Below are 16,495 nucleotides of genomic sequence, written 5' to 3'. Positions count from 1 at the left end.
GTTATAGAATTTAGTTGTGCATTTGTTCTGGGATAAGTTATGAACACACTGTTAAAAAAAATCTTAGCACCTAAAAACATTGAATATTTGACCATTAATTCAGAGCTTAGGATTGTCGAATTATCTTGGGGTGTCGCCAGATTTGCAGATTGTCCAGAGCAAGTGCGATCTGGAGAAGATGTCTGTGATGCTTTTCCTGAGTTAATTGGATTAGAAGAAACCTTTAAAAAAATTATTAATCATCAAATTAATCAATTTGAAATCAAAGGAATCTGCCGGGGTTTAAAGGAAGAAGAAATTATCTATTTTGATATTTATGTTTTAAATAATCCTGAAAATCCTCTCAATCATGAAGAGTTATTAATTGTCTTGGAAGATACAACAGAATGGGTTTTAAAAGAACAAAAAATTACTCAAGTTGCGAAAGAATATGGATTGGCTTTAAGTGCTTTAGATAAAACTAAAACCTATCTAAATCAAATCATTAATTCTATGACTGATTTGTTGATTGTAACAGATCATCAGGGAATTATTAAAATAATTAATAAAGCCACCATTATTTTATTTAAATATTCCCAAGAAGAATTAATTCAACACTCTATTTTTAAATTATTTGAAAACGAAAAAATTACCCATAATTTTAAAGAATCCGAATTCTTAGCTTCTTTTCATTTATTAAATCCGATAGAAATTCTCTGTAAAGCTAAAACTGGAACGTCTTTTCCGATCTCATTTTCCTGTTCCTCCCTGAATTTTGATATTTCTGAAAATCAAGAATTTGTTTGGATCGGTCGAGATATGACGGAACAGAAACGGGTGGAATTTCAGTTCCGTCAACAAGGAGAACGCGATCGGCTTTTAAAAACGATTACCCAACGCATTCATCAATCTTTAAGCTTACAAGAAACCTTACAAACCATCGTCGGAGAAATTCGTCATTTTTTACAGGTTGATCGAGTTTTAATTTATCGATTTTTCACCCCAACAGAAGGACGAATAATCGCTGAAACCGTCATCAATTCTTCTATCCCACCTCTAAATCCGTCTATTTTAACCCCAGATTTTAATTTTCTTTTATTATCTTATTTTAATTCGGGAAAAATCGATGCCATTGAGGATGTTTACTTAATTCCTATTAATTTTCCCTATCTCTATTCTTTACTTCAATTAAAAGTTAAAGCGAGTTTAGTTGTACCCATTCTGATTTATGACTCCTCTCAAGAGTCTAATTCCACCAATCAAGTTTGGGGATTATTAATGGCCCATCAATGCTATCAACCTCGCCATTGGGAAGTGTGGGAAATTAACTTATTAGAGGAATTAGCAACCCAAATTGCTATTGCGTTGCAACAAGCCGAACTTTATGAACAATTACAAATTGCTTATCAAGGATTACAACAGTTAGTAATTCAAGATGGATTAACAGGTCTAGCCAATCGTCGTCATTTTGATCGGGTACTTTATCAAGAATGGAATCGATTGAGACGAGAAGGATCACCTTTATCGTTGCTTTTACTCGATATTGATTATTTTAAACAATACAATGATAGCTATGGACATTTAGCGGGGGATTTTTGTTTACAGGAAGTCGCTCAAGTTTTACAGAATATTGTTCAACGAAGTAGCGATTTAGTGGCTCGTTATGGAGGGGAGGAATTTGCTGTAATTTTACCGAATACCCAGACTTCAGAAGCCGTTGAGGTTGCAGAAAGAATTCGGGAACAGGTGGAAGCCTTGCAAATTCCCCATCGGGAATCCGAGGTCAGTAATTATGTCACAATGAGTATTGGAGTGGCGACTTTAATTCCTATCGAACATTTAACCCCTCAAATTGTCATTCACACGGCTGATCAAGCTTTGTATCAAGCTAAACAAAATGGCCGAAATTCCATTTGTATAGCCTCTCCCTAATTGTACCTTTCATTCGATTGCATCTACCCCAAAATAGTGTGATCTAACGCTAAGATTTGAGAAAAAGAATAACTTTATTGAAGTCATTCAGGGATTATGGATAATTTATTTAAACAGTTTTTAACTCTTCGTCAAATGGATTACCTAGTTGTTAATCCAGACTTGAGCATTAAAGAGTTTTCTCCAGGAGTTGTTCGGCTTGCGGAGGATGCTGCATCGATTGTAATCGGAGAAAACGTTCAATCTTATTTTCCTGAACTGTTTGGAACCGAGGAGATCATTGATGCCATTATCCAGGGAGATCAAGATTATTTTGAATTGAATTCCATGAGCCGACAAATCCCAGATGGTGAATTAATTTATTTTAATATGTACTTTTTGGGCGTTTCAATCCAAGGTAAACATATCCCTGAATTAATGATCCTTTTTGAGAATGTTACGCAAAAAATGCAGTTAGAGCAAGCATTAGTTCAAGAAACCAATGAATCTCGGTTGTTGTTAAATGCTTATTCTCATTCTCAACAATATATTGACCGAATTATTACCTCAATGGAGGATATTTTAATTGTTACCAATCAACAGGGCATGATTAAAAAAGTCAATCTAGCTACTTTATCATTGTTAGGATATAATCAATCGGATTTAATTAATAATCCTATCTTTAATTTTTTGGAAGATGACACGGCTTTAAAAGAGTATTTAACCGAATCTTTCCTCAAAAAAGAAGACTTTCTATTTAAAAATTTAGAATTAAGTTGTAAAAAGAAATATGGGGGTATAATCATTTTAGAATTTTCGATTTCAACTTTAACAACTGATACGGATGATAGCCTTGATTTTATTTATGTTGGCCGGGATGTCACCGCTCGAAAACGCGCTCAACAAAGGGTTTTCACTCAATACCAAATTTCTCGAATTTTATCGGAAGCAGCGAATATTCATGAAGCCTTCCTGCAAATTTTACGCTCAATTTGTGAAAGTTGGGGATGGGTTTTAGGCGAAGTCTGGATGTTAGAACCTTTTTCAGCAGATCTCTTAATGTTAGAGAATGAACTGGCTCAAGAATCTGCTTTTAAACTTAAGTCAATTAACCCGAAACTTCAGTGTCTTGAAATCTGGGCAAAACCCAGGATTGAATTATCAACAATTGAAAAGCTGTATGAAAATATAACCTTAGATATTAATATGGGTTTACCGGGTCAAATTTGGGGCAGTGGCTTTGCTCAGTGGAGTGAAGATTTGATGATTGATCAAGAATCTCATCATCATCATATTGCTCAAGAATTAGGGCTACAGACGGCTTTTGGATTCCCCATTCAAGATGGAAAAGATGTCTTAGGAGTGATGGCTTTTTTCAGTCAAGAAAAAACTTCGCCTGATCCTGAATTAATGCAAACCATGACCGCTATTGGTAGTCAGTTAGGTCAGTTTATTAAACGAAAATTGGCGGAAGTTGCACTGCGTTATCAACAGAAACAAACAGAACGCTTACTCTTAAATATTTTACCCGAACCCATTGCAAATCGTCTGAAACAAGAAACAAAAACGATTGCTGAACATTTTGGACAAGTCACTGTTTTATTTGCGGATATTGTTGGATTTACCCAAATTTCATCTTCCTTAAGTCCGATTTCTTTAGTCAATTTACTGAATGAATTATTCTCTAGTTTTGATCGATTAACAGAAAAATATGGATTAGAAAAAATTAAAACCATTGGAGATGCTTATATGGTGGTGGGGGGATTACCTGATCCTCGGTCTGATCATGCAATTGCGATCGCAGATATGGCATTAGATATGCAAAGCGCAATTCTGGAATTTAATCAGACCCATCATAAAGCCTTTAGTGTGCGAATTGGAATTCATAGCGGCCCTGTTGTTGCGGGTGTGATTGGGATTAAAAAATTCTTGTATGATTTATGGGGAGATACGGTCAATATTGCGTCTCGGATGGAATCTCATGGGTTAGCGGGACATATTCAAATGAGTGAAGATACTTATCATCTTTTACCGAAAAAATATGTTGTCGTTAAACGAGGTTTAATTTCAATTAAAGGGAAAGGTAGTATGAATACTTATTTTTTATTGGGTCGAAAAGGAGAAAATTATCTAGGTGTCATTGACAAAATGGTTGCCCTAAATGAGCAACAAATAACCGCAGAAACTCAACATTTAGTTGAAATGATCCATAATAAACTCAATGAAAACTCTCCAGTTCAAGCCCATAAAATCGATGGTAGCTTACCCGATTTAGGATAAAATAGGAAAACAGCTTAAAATTGATAATTGTTTGCACCTTTTAAATTTTAAATGACGTTATCAGAATCTTGGAAAAATCAGTGGCGTTTTCAACTGGAAAACGACTACCCTCACTTAAACCCAAACACGCGAGAAAGCCTGATTCGTTGGTTACTGGGAGAACATTCTGAATCCTTAGAGACTCTCCCTCCTGACCAACAAAACCGGATCAAACAAGGGTTAAATTTTCGCTATCGCATTCTACAACAGCGCTATTTAGAAGTGTCTCCCGAAAAAGCTTATCGCCATTTAATGCAGCGCTTAGGGAGTTTAGTGATTTTGCGGCAAAAAGTTCGCCTGTGGGTTGCTACCAGTCGAGATCGTCAACGTCAAGTGGTGGATGTTTTACAAGAAGTGGTACAGGAAATGTTGAATAGCGATCGCTATTTACAACAACAAATGCAATGGATTTCTCAATGTACCTCTAATCAACAATTAAGAAATGCTTTACTATTAACAACTGTAGAAGAATATTGTTTGCGTCCTATTCGGAATCAACCGTTATTAGTTTATCGATTTGTTAACTATTTACGTCGCACTCAACGGGGAGGCTTAACCCAAGTTCCCACCGGAGAATGGATTAAACAGTTATCCGATGAAATCCTATCCGATGAGACAGATGAAACTATTAGTTTATTCGATCATCAAGCGGTTTCTCACTATGAAGATGAACAATATTTCCAAACCCAACAAAACCAACGGTTAGCTGTTCAATCTGAATTTGAAGCGTATTTAATTAAAAATGTTGACCCCATTGCGGCAGAATGGTTGCGATTATATTTACAAGGATTATCCCAAGATGCGATCGCTCAAAAATTAAATTTACCGATTAAACAAATCTATCGACTCCGAGAAAAAGTGGGTTATCATGCGATTAAAAATTTTACCTTAAAACAAAACCCGGAATTAGTCACCAGTTGGTTAGGAACCTCTTTATCGGAACATCGTTTAGGATTAACCTCCGACCAATGGCAAAAATTTTGGCAAGGTTTAACCCCCACCCAACAGCAAATTATTGAACGTTTAAAAGCGGGGGAAACCTTAGAAACAATTGCTCAAGCCTTAGCCCTTAAAATCACCCAAATTCAACAGGAATGGGCGACAATGTATTTAATGGCTCAAAATCTGCGGAATCAATCAAGCTGATATCCAGAATCTACCAATCTGTTTTGGCTGATTATAAAGTTTTGTAAAAAATTAGGTAACTTTTAAACTTCTGTCTGGCAAGCTAGTAACAAATTAAAACTGACCCTATCATTGAGGGTTTTAGAGGAAATAATCATGAGTAATTTTAACCCGGAATATCAGTATATCAATCCAGAATATATAGATTTATATAACAGGATTCAATCATTCTCTTTTGATGAAATTGGGGCTTCATTTTCCTTTACCCAAAAGTTAGCACGGGAACAGGGCTGGTCTTTAGATTATACAAACAGAGCCATAGAAGAGTATAAGAAGTTTGTTTTTTTAGCAATAGTAGCCGATCATGGTGTTTGTCCATCCGAACAAGTTGATCAAGTTTGGCATTTACATTTAACCTATACCAAATCTTATTGGGAAGAATTTTGTCCCAACGTTTTGCAACGACCCTTACATCATGAACCGACAAAAGGTGGATATTCACAACGATTAAAACATCTTTACAACTACAACAAGACTTTAGAAAGTTATAAACACTTTTTTAGGCAGTTTCCTCCAGTAGATATCTGGTCAGAACCAGAGTTAAGATTTGGAAGAGACATCTGTTTTGTTAGAGTTAATCCCCAAAGCAATTGGATATTACCAAAACCAAATGTGAAATTTCTGCCTGCATTTAAACTCAATCAATTAGCTCTATTTTTGGCGTTATTTGCTTTATCTTTTGTTATGGTTAGTTGTCAGTCGATAGCTGGGATTAACCTAATGAGCTTTGCAGGCTGGGGACTTCTAATCTTCCATACTGTAACTATAATCATAGGTCTGACTTTGGCATTTAAGTTACAATACTTGCTGCGTTTTCCTGAAGGTAAAACTGAAACCTTATCAGAACCGGAAAATTTACATCCCTATGAGGTAGCTTTTCTAGTTAATGGTGAAAAACAAATGATTTTCACAGCAATTACCAGTTTAGTTCAACAAAAATATTTTGATGTAGGAATAGATGTTGAGGAGAAAAAAAGACTGATGCCTAAAAAATCTGTAGACGATTCTTTACATTTTTTAGAAAAAGAACTTTCACAAAATATTGAATTATCACAAGGAAATATGGATCGTCTATTGTTGTTTCGATCCTTGAAAAGTGCAGAAAAAATTCATAATAAGCTAAAAGCAATAGGATTGCTTTTGAGTTCTGACCAAGTATATAAAGCACTATATTATCCGAGTTTTGTGGGATTATCTTCATTTTTATTAATTCTGATACAATTGTTTTCAGGAAAAATATTTGATTTTTTATCAATATCATTTTGTATATTTTTGCTTTTGTTTATCTTATTGAATTTTAAGCTAAAAGATCCCTATCGAAGTCATTATGGTGATAGCGTTGTTGAAAGTTTAGCAACACGCTTCCATGGCTTAAGAAGATTAACTAACGACGATTCTCAAATACCACTAGCAGTTGCTTTGTTTGGCGAAGGGGTTTTAGAAACTAATAGTGCTTATGCAGACCTGTGTGAACTCTTTAATTCAATTGATGACGGTGGTTGCGGTTGTTGCTAACTGTACCGAATTGCAAACCGAATCGGCATTGGAGCAAGATGGGTGTAAAAAAGTGTAAGATAAACCCTTAAAGTCTTACCCTTTAACTGACGATATTTTTGTTATAGTCCAACTAACACAAATTGCGTTAAAATAATATTGATGAATGCAGCAACCTCCTAAAAATTCTCTATTTCCAGTTGTGAAAACCCATGATTCCCCAAAAACTGACCCTAAAAAACTTCCTTAGCTACCGAGAAGCGACTTTAGATTTTAGTGGATTACATACCGCTTGTATTTGTGGTTCCAATGGGGCGGGAAAATCTTCCTTATTAGAAGCAATGGCTTGGGCTGTTTGGGGAAATAGTCGGGCAGAATCGGAGGATGATATTATCTACATGGGAGAATTAGAAGCTCGTGTAGATTTTACCTTTATTAATCAGGGGAATTTATATCGGGTGATTCGGAACCGTCGTCGAGGTCAGTCAGGAACCTTAGAATTTCAAGTGGCAACTACTGCGTTACAAGAAATAGAAGATTTAGATACCATTAAATTTCGTCCCCTGACTGAACGAGGGTTAAGAGCGACTCAACAAAAGATTTTAGATTACTTAAAATTAGATTACGATACCTTTATTAATTCCGCTTATTTGAGACAGGGACGGGCGGATGAGTTCATGATTAAACGTCCGACGGAACGCAAAGAAATCCTCGCCAGTTTATTAAAATTAGATCAATATGATGGGTTATCGGAAAAAGCCAAAGATTTAGCCCGTGAGTATAAAGCTCAAGGGGAAGTTTTAGAACAAACTTTAACTACAAATCAAGCTCAAATTGAACAAAAAGGTCAATTAGAACAGGATATTATTCAATTACAAACAACGATTGATCATCTGCAAGAAAAACAAGCCCAAGATCGAGATCATTATCAACAATTACAAGCCCAACAACATCATCGTCAAGCGTGGCAAAAACTCTTAACAGGACAACAACAACAACATCAAACTTTTGCCCAAGATTATCGACGTTTACAACAGGAATTAGCCGCTACTCAACAGCAACGTCAGGAACTCGAAGCAGTCTTACAACAAGAAACAGAAATTCAAACCGGATATCAACATTTTCAAACGCTACAAATAACGGAAGAATCTCTATCAAGTCAATTTAAACTGTATCAAGAGTATCAACAGCAACGCCAACAGTTACAAGAACAACAACGCCAACATTTGAATAGTTTACAACAGCAAATTCAAACGTTACAAGCTCGTTTAGAAGCTTTAACCCAACAGGAACAAGATTATTTACAAATTTTAAGCCAAAAACCTGATATTGAAGCCGGGTTAGAACAGTTACAAACCGCCAGAACTCGGTTAAATCAGTTTGACCAATTACAATTAGAAGTAACCCCACTTTTGCAACATCGTCAACGCTTACAAACCGAGTTAGATCGATCTCAATCTCGTCAACAAGCTCGGTTAGAAGAATTAAAAACCTCCGTCGGAAAACTCCAACGAACCCTCAAACAACATCGCCCCCAATTAGAAGCACAATTAGAAACTATTGCGAATCAAATTACAGAACTAGATAAGAAAAAAGTTTATCAACTGCGAGTCCGAGAAAAAGGGCAAGAACGCCATACTTTTATGGAACGGTTGAATAATTCTAAACGAGATTATGAAGAAAAATTATCAGAATTAGAACAGAAAATTCAACTATTATCAAAATCTGAATCTGAGGAAAAAGAAACTGATGATGCACCGTTATTGCGATCTCAGTTTCCCCCCTGTCCCTTATGCGATCGCCCCTTAGATGAACATCACTGGAATCTCGTGATTTCTAAGCATCAAAATCAACAACAAGAATTCAGAAATCAAATTTGGGTGGTTCATGAACAGTTAGTCGTTGCGGATCGAGAACTGAAAATTTTACAAGAGGAATATCGACAAATTCAACAGGATTTATTACCCTATGAAGAATTGCGAGAACACCGAGGAAAGATTCAAGCACAATTAGAAGGTTTGTATCAAGATGAACAGCAGTTACAACAACTGATTTTAGAACAGAAATCTGTTCAAGATATGTTAGAAACGGGAAGTTATGCAACGGATTTATATGCAGAATTGCAGGATTTAGAACAAAAATTAAGCCAAATTAATTATAATGAACAAAGCCATGCTTTAGCTAGAAATGAGGAAAAACGCTGGCGTTGGGCAGAAATTAAATATAGTCAAATTCGGGATGCTGAAGATAAATTAATAAAAATAACGACTCAAAAACCCGAATTAGAAACTCAAATTCAAACATCAACCCAAACCTTAACCGAGCAGAAAAATAATTCTGAAATTCAACAACAAATTGTTACGATAGAGCAAAAAATAACCGCAATGGGTTATAATGTAGAGGAACATAATCGCATTCGTTCTGAGTTACGTCAAGCGCAAGTTTGGTTAACTCGTACAGAACAATTAAATCAAGCCAAACAACAATATCCAATCCTGCAAAAACGCATCGAAGAATTAGAAACATTAACCGAAGAACGGGTAAAAAATTTACAAGCGATTCAAGGACAAATTGAACTGTTACAACAGCAATTACAAGAAACTCCCGACCCCACAGAAGCATTAAAACAGTTAGACCAATTAATTCAACAACAACAACTAAAATTAGATAGTTATTTAGGTCAATTAGGCAGTTTACAACAACAACAAACCCAACTTGATCAGCTAAACACTCAACAAACAGAATTAAAAACCCAACTCGATACGGTTCGCCGTCAATATCGAGTTTATCAAGAATTAGCGCAAGCCTTTGGAAAAAATGGCATTCAAGCGTTAATGATTGAGAATATTTTACCAGAATTAGAAGCAGAAACCAATCAAATTTTATCTCGATTATCTGCAAATCAACTTCATGTTCAATTTGTCACCCAACGCACCGGACGCAGTACCCGATCTGCAAAAACCGCTAAAATGATTGAAACCTTAGAAATTTTAATTGCGGATGCGCGGGGAACTCGTTCTTATGAAACCTATTCGGGGGGAGAAGCCTTTAGAATTAATTTTGCGATTCGGTTAGCCTTAGCTAAATTATTAGCACAACGGGCGGGAACCTCTCTACAAATGTTAATTATTGATGAAGGTTTTGGAACCCAAGATGCGGAAGGATGCGATCGGTTAATTGCAGCCATTAATGCGATCGCTTCTGATTTTGCTTGTATTCTAACTGTCACCCATATTCCCAGTTTAAAAGAAGCCTTTCAAGCTCGAATTGAAGTGCATAAAACCAGTCAAGGTTCGCAAATTTACCTGTCAATTTAAGGTTATATGAAATCCTGAAAAAAATGCTACAAAAGGGAAGAGGGAAAAGGGAACAGAGAATTACGAATTACGAATTACGAATTACGAATGGGGAACACTTCGACACTTCGACAAGCTCAGTGCAAAGCAGGGAACAGGGAATAGAAGGGAAAAGAAAATAGGGAATAGAGGGTGAGAAAAAGTGATATGAAATCCCCTTATGAACGCTACAGATGATCCCCCCCAGCCGCCCTGTAGAGACGTTGCATGCAACGTCTCTACAGGGGGATTTATAGCAAACATTTAAAAATTTTATATTATCCCCTCTTTTATGACTCAGGGAAATTTTAACTGGGAGATTCTTCGCCGTGTTCAGAATAATAAGAGATTGATTTATTTGGTTGTCATGGTATAAACTCCATCCCATTCTTCAGGAACAGAAGTTTGTAAATATTGTTGCGATCGCGCAATATGAATTTGTACCGCCCGATCATCTGGACGCATTTTTTTTGCTTCTTCAAAAATCAAAATTGCTTGTTTAAACTCTTTCGTTAAATAAGCTATTCTGCCTTGATTAAAACAATCTAAAAACGCTTTTGTAGATGAATCTAAGGAAACAGAACGATTACTAATTAACTCATAAATACTCACAGCTTGCTGCTTTCCTTTCACTCGAACTCGATCTAATTCTCGCACCCAAATTTTATCTCGACATAAATGATAAGTCATCTCACTAATAATAATATCACAGCCATATTGTTTCGTAATTTGTTCCAGACGAGAACTTAAATTCACCCCATCTCCAATTACCGTATAATCCATGCGTTTTTGTGATCCAATATTTCCCGATACCACTTCACCCGAACTCATCCCAATCCCAATTTTAATTTGCGGTTCATCCGGTCGCATTTGGTTAAATTCCTTTAAGCGTCGGCGCATATCTAAAGCCGATTGTACCGCCATCCACGCATGATTATCTCGCAAAGGAAGGGGAGCACCAAAAACCGCCATTAACGCATCGCCAATAAATTTATCTAAGGTTCCTTCATGGGAAAAAACCGCTTCTACCATCGTTTCAAAATATTGGTTTAATAATGCAACAACATCCGACGCTTCTAAATTTTCAGTTAAGGTTGTATAGCCCCGAATATCTGAAAACAAAATCGTAACTTCTTTACGTTCTCCCACCATTAATACATCTTCTCCAAGCGCCATCACCTGTTCAGCAACACCCGGAGTCATATACCGATACATGGTCGTTTTCATCCGTTTTTCTCGGCTAATATCTTCTAACACCACTAACCCCCCTCGAACCCCTCCTTCTGGGTTAGTTAGGGGGTTTACAGTTAAATTTATACTGCGTTCAATTTCCCGAAATTGTGTTATTGGATCAAGGGTTCCCTTGGGTTGTAAAGGAGTCGCTTCTCCCCAAGGATAATAAATCTCAGCATGATAGCGATCAGGAATCACTAAAGTCGGAATTAAGCCCGCAATTTTTCCTTGGGGTTCTTCTTGTTTAATTAAACCCACCGTTAAACTTTGTTCAGGGACATAATGACGCGCCGCATTGCGTAAACTATCTTCTAAACGGAATCTTAAATTTTCAATCGGTACAACGTCCCACACATAACGACCCGTTAATTTTTCTTCCCAATATTGACGAATGGTGCGATCATTGGTTTGAGGTTTTGGACAGCCTAATAATTCCAAAGCCGCATCATTAATCGTGACAATTCTTCCTTGTAAATCCGTTGAAATCACCACATCAGAAAGACTTTGTAAAATATCCTTCTGATATTGTTTTTCCACCATCACATTTTCAAATAACTGAGCATTTTGCAAGGCAATTCCCGCCTGAGCATTAAAAGCCCTTAAAAATTCCTCATCAGAATTAGTAAAACTGCCTTTATTTTTATTAATTAACTGCGTGACCCCGATCAATTCTCCCGCCCCATTATAAACAGGCATACATAAAATATTGCGGGTTTGATAGCCCGTCCTGCGATCAGTTGTAGGGTCAAACCGAGGATCACAATAGGCATCAGGAATATTCAAAACTTGACCCGTAGAAGCCACATATCCCGCAATTCCTCGATTAGCCGGAATCCGAATTTCCATCATTTGTGAACCATCAGCCGTGGCAACTTTTGTCCACAATTCATGAGTCTCTTTTTTTAATAAAAATAACGTGCTGCGATCGGCTTGCATTAAATCCCGCGCCTGTTCCATCACCGCTTTTAAAGTTGTTTCTAAATCCAAACTTTGCCCTAAAGTTGTTGTTGCTTTTAATAATGCCGCCACTCCCCGTTGATTTCGCGCCGCCACAAAAAACGATTGACAACTTTCTAAAATAATCCCAATAGCATCTGCAAAAGAACGAAATTGTTGTTCATCTTCTTCTGTAAAAGCCAAATCTCCGGCTTTATTCAACAACCGTACCACAGCCACCGCTTCCTCTGGGTTTTGACTGCTGAAAATGGGCATACACAAAATCGTGTGGGTATGATACCCGACGGGTTCATCCACTTCCGCTTCAAATAACGGACAATTGTGGGCATCCACCACATTCATAACCTCCCCCGTCTGGGCCACATACCCTAAAATTCCGGCATCTATCGGTAAACGAATTTCTTTTGCTTGTCCCGTTTCCTCATCAACTTTGGTATACCAGAGTTGATTTTTGCTGCGATTAATTAAAAAAATTGTTGTACAATCCGCTTGTAAAATTTGCCCAATTTTGAGGGTAAAGGCATCAAGCAACTGTTCTAAGAGGGTTTCGATCGCTTCATTATTGATCAGATCAATAGCCCGAAGAAATTGCTGGAATTCTGCGGTAATAAAATCTAAAATGCAAATAAATTCCCCTATTGGCAGGTTTTTAACACGCGCTGCCAAGAGGCCCATACGATCCACTTGTGTCAGCGTAGCTAAGATGCTACCAGCATTAGAAAAAGTCATGGGAAGGGGATAGTTTGGGTGATGGAGATAAAACGGTCGGACTCTGATCCCAGAGGGTTAAGTGGCTTTGATGGAATAGAACCTTCCCAACTAAGAGAGACAGAATGAGTAGATGATAGCAGACAAAGGATGGTCATGGTTTCCATCCTCGTCTTCAGTCTAAAGTTTCTGACGAACCCTAAGCAGCAGAAGACAAAGAGTAACGGCTGAGAATCCCTTGATAATAGGAGCGTAGTTGTTGGGTTGCGGCTGCCCATCCCCAACGTTCTGCTTCTAAACGAGCATTTTGGCGCAACGTTTCCCGCTCTTGGGGGTTTGCCAATAATCGTTGGGTTGCTGTCATGGCGCCTTCTTCGTCATCGGGATCAAACAAATAGCCATTGATGCCATCGGTGACAATATCAGGAATTCCCCCAGACCGAGCGGCTACCACCGGCGTTCCGGCGGCCATTGCTTCCAATAACACTAACCCTAGGGTTTCGGTACGGGAGGGGAAAATAAACGCATCCGCCGACGCATAAGCTGTTGCTAACTCTTTCCCTCGCAAATACCCGACAAAATGAGTGGGAGTGTCCTGAAAATGGGTTTCTAGGACTTGACGATTGGGGCCATCTCCAACGAGGGCTAAACGAGCATTCGGAATTTGTTCTAAAACGGGTTTGATCCGTTCAATTTCTTTTTCGGCCCCCAAACGACCAACATAGAGTAATAAATGACAATCGGGATGTCCTTGACTCAGGCGATCGCGCATTTCTCGGCTGGCTAATGAGGGTTGAAAGAGTTCGGTATCGACTCCTCGTTGCCATAAATCCAGACGTTCAATCCCGTGATTCCCCAGTTCTTGTACCATTGCTGTTGAGGTACAAAGATTTAATTGAGCTTGGTTATGGGCCGCTCGTAACATACTCCACAGTACCTCCTCCAACATTCCCAAACCATAATGGTGTAAATATTGGGGTAAATGGGTATGATACGATGCAACTAAAGGAATATTTAACTTTTTGGCATAATATAAGCCCCCTAACCCTAAAATAGCCGGATTCGCCACATGAATCACATCCGGTCGAAATTTTTCTAACTCAACCCGAATACCCGGATGGGGAATTCCCAGTTTTAACTCTGGATACAGGGGTAAAGGAACGCCCTCAACCCCATAGATTCTAGCCCCTTTGTATTCCGTGAGTCCCCCTGCTGGCGAAATCACCAATACTTCGTCTCCCAACCGTTGTAACTGTTCGACCGTATGACACAGCCGCGTCACAATCCCATCAATTTTGGGCAAAAAGGTCTCAGTGAAAAGAGCGATTCGCATACAAGCTATACACTGATGTCAATAGTCCTAGCTTTCCCATCATCTCAGAATTTGTCATTGCTGTTAATGGTTGGACAGTTATCAGTTATCAGTTATCAGTTATCAGTCTAAGAGTTAACCATCAATCAGCTAATGACTATTACTTACTTTTCCTCATCCCCTTGTCCCCTTGTCCCCTTGTTCCCTTGTCCCCTTGTCCCCCTGCTCCCCATTCCCCCTTCCCTGCTATATCATAAAAAAATAGTAATCTTTCGCCCTCTTTTGGGGTTAAGTTGTAAAAATGATAGTTTCGGAAACTCGTTCTATTTCTCTCGTTGATCTGGCTGCAAAAACTCGTTTAGCAGCACAGAAATTAGCAGGATTATCAACAGTAGAAAAAAATCAAGCTATTGAAGCCGTTGCTCAAGCTTTAGAAGCAGCAGCACCGGAAATTATTGCAGCGAATGAAGCGGATTGTCGTGCCGCAGAAGCCGAAGGAATTCCCAAACCGTTATATAATCGTCTTAAATTTGATGCGACTAAATTAAACAGTACCATTGCCGGATTACGAGACGTTGCTAAGTTACCCGACCCCGTAGGAGTGGTACAAATTCATCGGGAATTAGATCAAGGATTAACACTCAAAAGAATTACTTGTCCGTTAGGAGTTTTAGGGGTAATTTTTGAAGCTCGTCCTGAAGCAGTGATCCAAATTTCTGCCTTAGCGATTAAATCAGGAAATGGGGTAATTTTAAAAGGGGGAAAAGAAGCGATTCATTCCTGTCAAGCTTTAGTGAATGCAATTCGTCAAGGATTATCTCAAACGGCTGTTAATCCTGAAGCGGTGCAACTATTAACCACACGGGAAGAAATTTTAGAATTATTGCGATTAGATGATTATGTTGATTTAATTATTCCGCGTGGGTCTAATTCTTTCGTTAAGTTTGTTCAGGATAATACTCGCATTCCGGTGTTAGGTCATGCAGAAGGTATTTGTCATGTTTATATTGACAAATTGGCGGATATTAAAAAAGCCATAGCCATTACTGTTGATTCTAAAATTCAATATCCGGCTGCTTGTAATGCAGTAGAAACCTTATTAGTTCATCAAGAGATTGCGTCTCAATTTTTATTAGAAGCAGTAACGGCATTACAAGCTAAAAATGTCGAATTACGAGGAGATGCTAAAACCTTAGAGATCGTTAATATTAAGCCAGCAACCGAGGAAGATTGGTCAACGGAATATACAGATTTAATTTTATCGATTAAAATAGTCGGTAATTTAGAAGAAGCGATCGCTCATATTAATACCTACGGCTCTGGCCATACCGATGCCATTGTTACCGAAGATCAAGAATCTGCAAATATCTTTTTAAATCAAGTCGATGCGGCGGGAGTTTTTCACAATTGTTCCACTCGTTTTGCAGATGGATTTCGGTATGGTTTCGGTGCAGAAGTGGGAATTAGTACCCAACAAATGCCTCCTCGCGGCCCCGTTGGTTTAGAAGGATTAGTGACTTATAAATATCAAATTGTTGGGGATGGACATATTGTAGCAACTTATTCGGGTAGCAACGCTAAACCGTTTACCCATCGAGATTTGTTATGATTATAGGGGGACAAGGGGAGGAGGAAAAAGTAACTAACTAATAGTTATTAGTTACCAGTCATTAGCTAATTGATTCTTAACTCTTAGACTGATAACTGATAACTGATAACTGACAACTGATAACGCTATGGCTATGAACAATCAGGATATTATTATTTTGTTTTATTTAGGTTTATCTCCTGATCATAAAGGACGGAAAATTGAGGAGATTTGGGAATGGGATCATGACCGCTTAGAATATACCCATGATTATAATGAACTACGCACATCCGCTATCGCGCTCGATGTGCGTTTCTGACGCTTCAACTGAGAAACTTGCTTGAAGTTTCCGCACTCCTGTAGAGGTATTCTCATCTGCATCTGAAGAGGCACGTTCCATACCCCTTGCATAATTAAGCATCACCATTGCTGCGGCAACATCTCTATCACAATGAAACCCGCAATTAACACAAT

General features: G+C 38.0%; 8 protein-coding genes and 1 pseudogene. 7 read left to right on the top strand and 2 right to left on the bottom strand.

Features of this window, described 5'->3' with window-relative positions; all coding sequences use genetic code 11:
- Positions 1-39: 39 nt before the first annotated feature.
- From H6G57_RS26965 to H6G57_RS26945, 5 genes and pseudogenes are all read left to right on the top strand, one after another.
- Complete coding sequence (locus H6G57_RS26965) at positions 40-1,911, top strand: diguanylate cyclase domain-containing protein (RefSeq protein ID WP_190524625.1); 1,872 nt, start codon at positions 40-42, stop codon at positions 1,909-1,911.
- A gap of 96 nt (positions 1,912-2,007) precedes the next feature.
- Positions 2,008-4,008, top strand: a pseudogene (locus H6G57_RS26960) (adenylate/guanylate cyclase domain-containing protein); the annotation flags it as partial.
- A gap of 213 nt (positions 4,009-4,221) precedes the next feature.
- Positions 4,222-5,355 carry a HetZ-related protein 2 gene (locus H6G57_RS26955; RefSeq protein ID WP_190524617.1) on the top strand — a complete coding sequence of 378 codons (1,134 nt, stop codon included), beginning with the start codon at positions 4,222-4,224 and terminating at the stop codon, positions 5,353-5,355.
- A gap of 135 nt (positions 5,356-5,490) precedes the next feature.
- Positions 5,491-6,909 (top strand): TIGR04222 domain-containing membrane protein, encoded by a 1,419-nt coding sequence (locus H6G57_RS26950; RefSeq protein WP_190524615.1) that lies wholly within the window; start codon positions 5,491-5,493, stop codon positions 6,907-6,909.
- Between the two features lie 191 nt (positions 6,910-7,100).
- Positions 7,101-10,205, top strand: a complete 3,105-nt coding sequence (locus tag H6G57_RS26945; RefSeq protein WP_190524613.1) for an AAA family ATPase — start codon at positions 7,101-7,103, stop codon at positions 10,203-10,205.
- Positions 10,206-10,577: 372 nt separating this feature from the next.
- Here H6G57_RS26945 and H6G57_RS26940 read toward each other — a convergent pair whose 3' ends face one another.
- Together H6G57_RS26940 and H6G57_RS26935 are read right to left on the bottom strand one after the other, a co-directional pair.
- Positions 10,578-13,142, bottom strand: a complete 2,565-nt coding sequence (locus H6G57_RS26940) for an adenylate/guanylate cyclase domain-containing protein (protein ID WP_190524611.1) — start codon at positions 13,140-13,142, stop codon at positions 10,578-10,580.
- 178 nt (positions 13,143-13,320) lie between these two features.
- On the bottom strand, positions 13,321-14,454 hold the full coding sequence (locus tag H6G57_RS26935) for a glycosyltransferase family 1 protein (RefSeq protein WP_190524606.1): 1,134 nt from the start codon (positions 14,452-14,454) through the stop codon (positions 13,321-13,323).
- A gap of 280 nt (positions 14,455-14,734) precedes the next feature.
- Between H6G57_RS26935 and H6G57_RS26930 the strand changes: the two genes are divergently transcribed.
- Positions 14,735-16,042, top strand: coding sequence for a glutamate-5-semialdehyde dehydrogenase (locus tag H6G57_RS26930; protein ID WP_190524604.1), 1,308 nt, complete (start codon positions 14,735-14,737; stop codon positions 16,040-16,042).
- Positions 16,043-16,169: 127 nt separating this feature from the next.
- The gene (locus H6G57_RS26925) at positions 16,170-16,340 is read left to right on the top strand and encodes a hypothetical protein (RefSeq protein WP_190524602.1); all 171 of its coding nucleotides are present in this window, start codon (positions 16,170-16,172) and stop codon (positions 16,338-16,340) included.
- Positions 16,341-16,495: the final 155 nt, after the last annotated feature.

This window comes from Planktothrix sp. FACHB-1365 (assembly GCF_014697575.1).
Lineage (GTDB): Bacteria > Cyanobacteriota > Cyanobacteriia > Cyanobacteriales > Microcoleaceae > Planktothrix.
This window is presented reverse-complemented; position numbering and strand designations above follow the sequence as displayed.

Bases quoted from the DNA above. Each gene is read 5' to 3' on its own strand.
- H6G57_RS26940 (WP_190524611.1), bottom strand. From the start codon at position 13,142: ATGACTTTTTCTAATGCTGGTAGCATCTTAGCTACGCTGACACAAGTG.
- H6G57_RS26930 (WP_190524604.1), top strand. From the start codon at position 14,735: ATGATAGTTTCGGAAACTCGTTCTATTTCTCTCGTTGATCTGGCTGCA.
- H6G57_RS26965 (WP_190524625.1), top strand. From the start codon at position 40: ATGAACACACTGTTAAAAAAAATCTTAGCACCTAAAAACATTGAATAT.
- H6G57_RS26945 (WP_190524613.1), top strand. From the start codon at position 7,101: ATGATTCCCCAAAAACTGACCCTAAAAAACTTCCTTAGCTACCGAGAA.
- H6G57_RS26955 (WP_190524617.1), top strand. From the start codon at position 4,222: ATGACGTTATCAGAATCTTGGAAAAATCAGTGGCGTTTTCAACTGGAA.
- H6G57_RS26950 (WP_190524615.1), top strand. From the start codon at position 5,491: ATGAGTAATTTTAACCCGGAATATCAGTATATCAATCCAGAATATATA.
- H6G57_RS26935 (WP_190524606.1), bottom strand. From the start codon at position 14,454: ATGCGAATCGCTCTTTTCACTGAGACCTTTTTGCCCAAAATTGATGGG.
- H6G57_RS26925 (WP_190524602.1), top strand. From the start codon at position 16,170: ATGGCTATGAACAATCAGGATATTATTATTTTGTTTTATTTAGGTTTA.